Origin of the sequence: Microvirga tunisiensis (assembly GCF_009296175.1) — a bacterium.
Classification (GTDB): Bacteria; Pseudomonadota; Alphaproteobacteria; order Rhizobiales; family Beijerinckiaceae; genus Microvirga; species Microvirga tunisiensis.
Genome location: NZ_VOSK01000295.1, coordinates 1 through 7,619, shown reverse-complemented (window position 1 = coordinate 7,619; position 7,619 = coordinate 1). Strand labels below are relative to the sequence as shown.

Genomic DNA, 7,619 nt, shown 5'->3' with positions numbered 1-7,619 from the left:
GCGCCGACCTCCTGTGATCTCGCCCGCGCCCTTCAGAGCAAGGTCCGGCGCGCTCGCGATCAGCTTCTGACCTTCGCCCACTGGCCCGGATTGGTTGAGGCAACCAACAACGCCTGCGAACGCGCGCTCAGACCGGCCGTGATTCAGCGCAAGGTGACCAATGGCTATCGGGCCATGTGGGCGGCCGAAGGCGAAGCAGACATTCGCACCGTCGTCGACACGGCGCGTCTCGGCCCGGGAACCAACGCGTTCAAGACAATTCTTCAGACCGTGTCCACCTGAACCTCAGGTCAAAATGGGGCGTGGGTAATTACTTCGCGGTCGCCTTGCTGCACGATTTATTCAAATTCAATGAACATTTACTGGTGTAGCAATAAGTGAAATTTAAACGATCCACAGTTGATCGTTTTAGTATGCGGACAGTCATCGATTATATACCAAGTATTGTTTGAAGTATTTATTATCGCTTCACCTTATTATACGAAATGACTTCCTGAGATAGTGAAACAACAACTAAGGAAAGAACATGTTCATCCGCTCTTATATTTCGGTTCTTACGGTCGCGTTTGGACTTTCGATCGCAACAGATGCAAGCGCACTCGAGGTGGCAAACGGCCTCAGCGTCAACGGCCTGAGCGTGAATGGCACAGAAAGGTCTGCCGGTCTGAGGCTCAAGGCGATCGTCTTGCAGGACGAGCAGGTCCTGCTCATCGAATAATGCTGATATGAAGCAAGAAGCCTCGTCAAGCAGTGGAGAGGCTTACTCACCCTTCGGACTCAGGTTGCCACCATCCACGACTAGGATCGTTGCAAGGCTCTTTTCTGAAGAGGCGAAGTGCCGTTCCGCACCTTTCGATATAAAATAACAATATGAGGCCTTCACTGAAACAATATTCACCCTACCATTTGGGCGGTGGCAAGGGCCTAGCTTGGGCGTGGTCACCAAACATCATGGGAGGCCATCATGAAGATCCGCTCTCTACCAGCCATCCTTGCCTTAGGTCTTGGGCTCGCAGCAACCGCAGAGGCTCAGGCCTGGTTCGCGGAGATCGATGACGAAAGGCTGCCGCCGAACGGCGCAAATGGCCAGAGTGCGAATGGTCTGACAATCAATGGGTTCGCACCACAGGGCGCCACCGGCACGGTGCAGATCAAAGCCGTCATCCTGAAGGACGGCTCTCGCGTCCGTCTCAAGTAAGCTCATCGACAAGGAGCGGCTCCGCGGTCGCCCGGGGAGCCGTCAACTCATGCGCAAATCGTTTCTCATCGCTCTCGGTCTGATCCTTGCCCTCGCCTTCGAGAGAGCTCAGCCGGTGCTGGCCCTCGAGGGGCAGATCAGGCTTGAGGAGACCGAGCTCGTTCTCAGGCTGGAGGACGGACGCGTCCTGCGCCGGGATGGTCTTATCGGGCTGAAGTTGATCCTGGGAAACGGTCAGCAGGACGTGGAGGTGCGGATCGATGGTTTCGAGGAGGACAGGACCATTCTTCGCGCGCCCATGCCGCTCTATCGCTTGTCGGTGCGCCAGGCTGACGGGAGTGTGGGCGATCTCTGCCACCCCGATCCGAGCGGGCGCCACGCGGCCTTCGCATTTCCGGACGGGAAGGGCGGTTTCAATCTCACCTGCACCAGCGGCGCTGAGGGCAAATGCGTCCTGTTCGGATATCGTCCCTGGGAAACCAGGGAGGGCGTGCCGATGCGCGACCTCCTCCAGGCCTGCATCCATCTGCTTCGTGCCGATTACGGGGGCGACGACCGCCCAAGCACGAGGAACGGAACCCTGATCAACCTCTATGACCGCTTCGGGATTCAGGATCCAGGGGCCGCTGACGGAATGGAATTCGAGGCGGCCTGGGGACCGGAGGGAGCCGTCTGCGTCGCTCATCCGCGCATCCCCGACACCATCACCCTCGAACAATTGGCCGAGCGTTACCCACGCCTGGAAGGACATCTGGGACCGGAAGCCTGCAGCGAGGATGCCATGCGGGCGAATTCGCACGCCCTCATCTTCAACCAGTCGGTCGTGGTGGCTCCCCTTCGCAAGTGAAGGTCAATCCGATCGGCTGACAACGTCCCGCGCATTTAAGATCATTCTGTCGCCGTGCTTCTGGTCAGGGTCGCGGCACCCCGAATGGTCCAGGTGAGGAGATTGGCGCAGTGCGCGCGACCGCATGATCTGCGTGCCCCGACGACAACAAAAGGAATGCGCGGCACGTTTAACTAAAAGATGAAACGAGTTGCTGCTGAGAGCTTCGGCTGTATTCAGACTGACAATTCTGCTACCTGTAATTGTTCGTGCAACTTTGAACATAAGCCCCATGTGAGAATTCACACAGAGTCTTGCGAATTCTGGCACAAGTCTTTGTCTCCGAGCTTTACTGTAACAATATTCACCCTATCGTATCTCCAGCGGACAAGCCCCGGCGCCCGCTTACTCACGTTGGAGGAAAAGTTAATGTCTCTTCGTTCATGCGCTGCCATCCTGGCCATTGCCGTTGGACTCTCAACGTTATCTGTCGCGCAGGCGGCTCAGGTCGCGAACGGCCTTACCATCAATGGCCTCAGCGCCAATGGTCTAACTGCTAACGGTCTGACGGCGAACGGCCTCACCATCAACGGCAAGGATGTCCAAGGGCACCTTCGTGAGGCCTCTTCCGGCACGATAAGGTTGAAGGCCGTGATCCTGCAGGACGGCTCGACGATCGACCTTCGGTGACAGGCAATATAGCCCTCCGCGAAAGCGGGGCGCTACGTCCACGCGTTTCTTTCACACTGCGACTGCGATTTGTCTTCCATTCCTTTCGACTCACATGCTGCCAGCTTCTGCCCGGCGGGCACATGCCGAAACGGACGGCGCAGATTCCGTGATCAGCGTCGGACTGATCCTGACCCGTCTCGATCGCGAGGCCGAGGCTCCGCCTCCGCACGAGTTCAAGGGCCTATCTTAGCTCTCAAGATCAGCCTGTTGCCGCGCACTTCATAAGAGCCAAGGCGCTCGAGAAACGACATGCCGAGAAGATTGGCGTGGAGCACGCCCGAGCGGGCGATCAGCGCGCGGACGTTGCGCTCGGTGATCGAGCCGACGGTCAGGCGGCTGATGACGACAGGGGCCGCGAGGGCGCCCCCGTTGGCGGTGGCGACGGGGATGGAGTAATCGAGGCTGTCCAACTTGAAGCCGAGAGCGGCTGCGTCCTCCGCCCGCAGAACGACGGTGCTGGCGCCCGTATCGAAGATGAACCGGGTCTCGTGACCGTTCACCTCGCCCTTCACCAGGAAGCTTCCGTCCGTCCGGCGCGCGGCCACCACCTCGCCCTCCGGCATGACGACGGTGCGACCGACCGCGATGTCACCGATGGCGCGGTCGATCACGGTCTGCAGTTCGCCCCGGGACGCATAGGTCGCCAGCAGGGCGATGAGTATGCCGCCGCTGACCGCAACAGCCTGCACGCCATAGGTCCAATGACGCGAAAAGCCCTCGACGATGGAAGCTGCCATGAGGAGGGAAAGCCCGCCAAGACTCAGCAGGCCCGCAGCCTCCATCGGCGCGAACTCGCCGATGGGATCCTCGGCGAACAGCCCCACAACGAGAGCCGCGAGGAGAACGAGAAAACCCGCGCCGCGAATTCCTGGCATCAATCCGCCTTGTCCGGTTCGGGCGCGAAGGGCGACTCGAGGGCGAAGGCCTCACGCATGCGCCTCGGCAGCTCCGCCATGATTTTCTGGCGTTCCTCCTCGCTCATCCGGTACCAGCCGGCGATCTCGGCCCGCGTGCGGCCGCAGCCTTCGCAGAGGCCTGTTTCGGGATCGAGCATGCAGACACGGATGCAAGGGCTGGAAACGCGGGTCATCTCATCTTCATGTCGTCACGGTTAAAGGACGGTCAAGAGGCCGATCAGCGCAGCAATCTCCGCCACCTGCTGGGCCGCGCCTGCGATATCTCCGGTCTGCCCTCCAAGGTGCCGCGATGCGAAGCCGGTGAGCGCAACGCCCGAGAGCCCTGAGAGCACCAGCGTCAGGGCGACGCCGATCGGCGGCAGGCCGGCGAGGGCACCCAGGACGACGGCGATTCCGCCCGCAATCCCCGCCGCGAGCCAGAACGTCTCGCGCGCCGGCTGCCCGACCGCCTGGGACATGCCATCCCGACGGGCCGGGGAGAGAAAGACGAGGGGCATCAGCCCTGCCGTGCGGGACAGGGAGGCAACAAGGAGAACCACCGCCGTGACGGCTCCGCCATCGACGCGGGAGGCGAGGGTGGCGAGGGCGCCGATTCTGAGCGCCAGGGCCAGAAAGAGGGCCGAAGCACCGAAGGAGCCGATCCGGCTGTCCCGCATGATTTCCAGACGCTTCTCACGGGTCGAGCCGCCGAAGCTGTCGGCAAGATCGGCAAGTCCGTCCTCGTGGAGGGCACCGGTCGCCAGCACCATGGCGCCCACCGACAGAATGGCGGCGAGCCAGGGGCCGAGATCGAGAAGGAGAGCGCATCCCAGCACCGCCGCAGGCACGAGTCCGATGAGGAGGCCCGCAAATGGGATCACACGCACGAGGCGCGGGAAGCTCGGGAGCGCATGGGCGTTCTGCTCCCAGGGCAGGGCTGGCACTGGAAGGCGGGAATAGAAGCGCACGCAATGGGCTAGGTCGACCGTGACGGCCTGCCAGCCACTGACGGTCGCCGCCTCACCCTGTTCAAATTGCTCCGACATGCTTCACCCCGCGTGCATGGATCGTTATAGGTCACGCCTCTTCGCGTTCTGCAATGCCCCATGGGCCGGAGCCCTCCATGTCTGATGCCGTGTCCTCACCTTTCGACGATATCCGCCGTCTGATCACGACCATGCCCGGTCCGGACGAGGCGGCCGTCGAGGCCGTGCAGCTGCGCGACCGGCAGCTCACCAAGCCGGTCGGGAGCCTAGGCCGCCTGGAGCGGATCGCCGAGTGGCTCGCGGCGTGGCAGGCGAAGCCGAATCCGAGCGTGGATCGTCCGTTGGTCTGCGTCTTCGCGGCGAGCCACGGCGTGACGGCCAAGGGCGTCTCGGCCTTTCCCTCGGACGTGAACCGTCAGATGCTCGAGAACTTTGCCGCGGGCGGGGCCGCCATCAACCAGATCTGCGCGGCCTATGGGCTGGGCTTCAAGGTCTTCGACCTCGCCATCGACATGCCGACCGGGGACATCACCGAGGCCGATGCCATGGATGAAAAGTCCTGCGTCGCCACCATGGCCTTCGGCATGGAGGCGATTGCCGGCGGCACCGATCTTCTCGCCATCGGCGAGATGGGGATCGGCAATACGACGATTGCCGCCGCCATCTACACGGCGCTCTATGGCGGGCCGGCCGAGCATTGGGTCGGACGCGGCACGGGGGTCGATGACGAGGGCTTCAAGCGCAAGGTCGCGGCAGTCGAGGCGGCCATCGCTCATCACGGCGACCATCTGAAGGACCCTCTCGAAGTGCTGCGCCGCCTGGGTGGACGCGAGATAGCCGCCATGGCGGGCGCGATCCTGGCCGCTCGGCTGCAGCGGATCCCGGTGGTGCTCGACGGTTATGTGGCGACCTCCGCCGCCGCCATCCTCCACGCCATTCATCCCTCGACCATCGACCACTGCATCGCCGGTCATCTGAGTGCCGAAGGTGCGCATCAGGATGTGCTTGGCCGGCTCGGCAAGATCCCGCTTCTGGCGCTCGGCATGCGGCTCGGCGAAGGATCGGGCGCGGCGCTGGCCGCCGGTCTCGTGAAGGCGGCGGCGGCGGTTCACCGGGACATGGCCACCTTCGGGCAGGCGGGAGTTTCCGAGCGCCTGTCGTGAGACGGCTGGGGCGCCGCTCCCGGTCGAGCGGCATCACCTCCCTGGCGATCGCGCTGGCGCTCGCCGCCGGGGCCGGGTTCGTGCTGAAACCCAGCGGACGCTCCCTGGAAGGTCGGGCCCAGGTCACCGATGGGGACACGATTCGCATCGGTGAGGCCCGCATCCGTCTCAAAGGCATCGATGCGCCCGAGATGGAGCAGCGATGCTCCCGCACCGGCCGTTCCTATGCATGTGGCGAGACTTCGCGCCGGACCCTGATCGATCTCGTCTCCGGCGAGACCGTGCGCTGCCGCGCCACCGGCCGCGACCGTTACCAGCGCATTCTCGCCAGCTGCACCTTGAACGGGCGAGACATCGGAGCCCACATGGTGGAGGAGGGCTGGGCCGTCTCCTACGGGCGCGACCACGACCATGAGGAAACCCGTGCCCGCAACCGCTCGGCCGGCCTCTGGGCGGGCGAGTTCACGCGCCCACAGGATTGGCGCAGGCAGCGGGCCCAAGGAAGCTGACCTCGGCTGAAGGCTTCCCGCTCAATCTGCAGGCGATCAAACTGCAGGGAGGAAGGCCGGATTCCAGACGATCTCCCAGACATGTCCGTCAGGATCCTGGAAACAACCGGCATAGCCTCCGTAGAACGTGTCCTGCGCCTCCTTGACAATGGTAGCGCCGGCTCGTCGCGCCTGCTCCATCACGTCATCGACCTCGCTCTTTTGGGAGACGTTGTGGCCGATCGTGAAACCGGTGGGGCAGCGAGCCGTCTTCGGAAGGCTGGCGTCATGGGCAAGATCGTCCTGCGCCCAGACCGCCAGCTTCAGTTGCGATTGCAGGTCGAAGAAGGCGACGGCGCCATGCTCGAACTCCTTGCCGATGATGCCTTCGGTCGCGAGCCCCAATCCGTCGCGATAGAAGGCGACGGCCCGCTCCAGATTGTCCACGCCAAGCGTCAGCACCGAAATTCGCGGTTTCATGTGACCTCCGTTCAACGCCCGGATCCCCAGTGAGAACCGTAATCGGATTGTATCATCGTCTGCCGGATGATGAGCCTCCCTCTCGCCGAAGGAGGCGACAGACTGTCGTCCCCTCAGGTGGCTTGCAATCGGACGAATGGCGCATGGCCAAGTCGTGCTGAGACGTTTCGCCCGAAGCTCTCGATCTCAATAAATGCCATCCCGACACCATCTGATAGGGATGAATCCCTCTCCGAATTTCGATGAACTCGCCACACAGTTGAGAGCCTGCCGGATCTGCCGCGATGCGCCGCGCTATGGAACGGCCCTGCCGCATGAGCCGCGTCCGATCATCCAGGGCAGCCCGACCGCGCGTTTGTGCATCGCCAGCCAAGCGCCGGGAACCCGGGCCCATGCCAGCGGCATTCCGTTCGATGACCGGTCGGGAACTCGGCTGCGCGATTGGCTCGGGATCGACAAGGCCACCTTCTATGATTCGTCAAAGGTCGCCATCGTGCCCATGGGCTCCTGCTTTCCGGGACACGATTCCAAGGGCGGTGACTTGGGTCCGCGCCGGGAATGCGCCGAAGCCTGGCGCCAGCCGCTTTTCGAGGCGCTTCCCGATCTCGACCTCGTTCTGCTGATCGGGCAATACGCCCAGTCATGGCATCTCGTATTGCCTCACCGAAGAATGCTCCCGACACGGATGGTCGTTGCCTCATCTTCATGCTCCCGGCAAGCCTCAGGGCTCTGCGGGCACCGAGCCTTGATCCGATGACCCGAACACCATGGCCCATGCCGCATCCCGGCGCCAGATTTTCAGACGCCGCTGGAGTGTGCGCAGATGCCGCTCGGAGTACTGGTCAGGATA

12 protein-coding genes are annotated in these 7,619 nt (G+C 62.8%); 8 read left to right on the top strand and 4 right to left on the bottom strand.

The annotated features are described in order from the left end of the window. The 5 genes from FS320_RS34330 to FS320_RS34310 all read left to right on the top strand — a co-directional run. The coding region (locus tag FS320_RS34330) for an IS66 family transposase (RefSeq protein WP_152716869.1) at window positions 1-282 on the top strand (282 nt) is incomplete at its 5' end. A 244-nt stretch (window positions 283-526) separates the two neighbouring features. Continuing rightward, the gene (locus FS320_RS34325; protein WP_152716868.1) at window positions 527-718 is read left to right on the top strand and encodes a hypothetical protein; all 192 of its coding nucleotides are present in this window, start codon (window positions 527-529) and stop codon (window positions 716-718) included. Window positions 719-964: 246 nt separating this feature from the next. Next, entirely contained in the window at window positions 965-1,198 is a 234-nt protein-coding gene (locus FS320_RS34320; RefSeq protein ID WP_152716867.1) for a hypothetical protein, read from the top strand. Window positions 1,199-1,247: 49 nt separating this feature from the next. After that, on the top strand, window positions 1,248-2,045 hold the full coding sequence (locus FS320_RS34315) for an ADYC domain-containing protein (RefSeq protein WP_152716866.1): 798 nt from the start codon (window positions 1,248-1,250) through the stop codon (window positions 2,043-2,045). A 408-nt stretch (window positions 2,046-2,453) separates the two neighbouring features. Beyond that, a complete protein-coding gene (locus FS320_RS34310) occupies window positions 2,454-2,714 on the top strand; it encodes a hypothetical protein (RefSeq protein ID WP_152716865.1) in 261 nt (86 codons plus the stop codon). 215 nt (window positions 2,715-2,929) lie between these two features. Here the strand turns inward: FS320_RS34310 and FS320_RS34305 are convergent, their stop codons facing one another. From FS320_RS34305 to cobS, 3 genes are read right to left on the bottom strand one after another with little or no spacing between them, the layout of a single operon-like run. Beyond that, window positions 2,930-3,631 carry a retropepsin-like aspartic protease family protein gene (locus tag FS320_RS34305; RefSeq protein ID WP_152716864.1) on the bottom strand — a complete coding sequence of 234 codons (702 nt, stop codon included), beginning with the start codon at window positions 3,629-3,631 and terminating at the stop codon, window positions 2,930-2,932. Further along, the gene (locus FS320_RS34300; protein ID WP_152716863.1) at window positions 3,631-3,846 is read right to left on the bottom strand and encodes a DUF1289 domain-containing protein; all 216 of its coding nucleotides are present in this window, start codon (window positions 3,844-3,846) and stop codon (window positions 3,631-3,633) included. The genes FS320_RS34305 and FS320_RS34300 overlap by 1 nt, the downstream gene beginning before the upstream one ends. Window positions 3,847-3,867: 21 nt before the next feature. Beyond that, a complete protein-coding gene (cobS, locus tag FS320_RS34295; RefSeq protein WP_152716862.1) occupies window positions 3,868-4,698 on the bottom strand; it encodes an adenosylcobinamide-GDP ribazoletransferase in 831 nt (276 codons plus the stop codon). Between the two features lie 77 nt (window positions 4,699-4,775). Here cobS and cobT point away from each other — a divergent pair, with 77 nt between their 5' ends. Together cobT and FS320_RS34285 are read left to right on the top strand one after the other, a co-directional pair. Continuing rightward, a complete protein-coding gene (cobT, locus tag FS320_RS34290) occupies window positions 4,776-5,801 on the top strand; it encodes a nicotinate-nucleotide--dimethylbenzimidazole phosphoribosyltransferase (RefSeq protein WP_152716861.1) in 1,026 nt (341 codons plus the stop codon). Further along, window positions 5,798-6,310: a thermonuclease family protein gene (locus FS320_RS34285; protein WP_152716860.1), complete on the top strand. Its 513-nt coding sequence runs from the start codon at window positions 5,798-5,800 to the stop codon at window positions 6,308-6,310. Before cobT ends, FS320_RS34285 begins: the two co-directional genes overlap by 4 nt. Window positions 6,311-6,346: 36 nt before the next feature. On the opposite strand, the gene FS320_RS34280 is transcribed toward FS320_RS34285, so the two are convergent. Further along, window positions 6,347-6,769, bottom strand: coding sequence for a VOC family protein (locus tag FS320_RS34280; protein WP_152716859.1), 423 nt, complete (start codon window positions 6,767-6,769; stop codon window positions 6,347-6,349). Window positions 6,770-6,989: 220 nt separating this feature from the next. Here FS320_RS34280 and FS320_RS34275 point away from each other — a divergent pair, with 220 nt between their 5' ends. Further along, a complete protein-coding gene (locus FS320_RS34275) occupies window positions 6,990-7,526 on the top strand; it encodes a uracil-DNA glycosylase family protein (protein WP_152716858.1) in 537 nt (178 codons plus the stop codon). Window positions 7,527-7,619 lie beyond the last annotated feature (93 nt).

Excerpts from the sequence above, each read along its gene's own strand:
- FS320_RS34325 (WP_152716868.1), top strand. The coding sequence starts at position 527 with ATGTTCATCCGCTCTTATATTTCGGTTCTTACGGTCGCGTTTGGACTT.
- FS320_RS34320 (WP_152716867.1), top strand. The coding sequence starts at position 965 with ATGAAGATCCGCTCTCTACCAGCCATCCTTGCCTTAGGTCTTGGGCTC.
- FS320_RS34315 (WP_152716866.1), top strand. The coding sequence starts at position 1,248 with ATGCGCAAATCGTTTCTCATCGCTCTCGGTCTGATCCTTGCCCTCGCC.
- FS320_RS34310 (WP_152716865.1), top strand. The coding sequence starts at position 2,454 with ATGTCTCTTCGTTCATGCGCTGCCATCCTGGCCATTGCCGTTGGACTC.
- FS320_RS34305 (WP_152716864.1), bottom strand. The coding sequence starts at position 3,631 with ATGCCAGGAATTCGCGGCGCGGGTTTTCTCGTTCTCCTCGCGGCTCTC.
- FS320_RS34300 (WP_152716863.1), bottom strand. The coding sequence starts at position 3,846 with ATGACCCGCGTTTCCAGCCCTTGCATCCGTGTCTGCATGCTCGATCCC.
- cobS (WP_152716862.1), bottom strand. The coding sequence starts at position 4,698 with ATGTCGGAGCAATTTGAACAGGGTGAGGCGGCGACCGTCAGTGGCTGG.
- cobT (WP_152716861.1), top strand. The coding sequence starts at position 4,776 with ATGTCTGATGCCGTGTCCTCACCTTTCGACGATATCCGCCGTCTGATC.
- FS320_RS34280 (WP_152716859.1), bottom strand. The coding sequence starts at position 6,769 with ATGAAACCGCGAATTTCGGTGCTGACGCTTGGCGTGGACAATCTGGAG.
- FS320_RS34275 (WP_152716858.1), top strand. The coding sequence starts at position 6,990 with ATGAATCCCTCTCCGAATTTCGATGAACTCGCCACACAGTTGAGAGCC.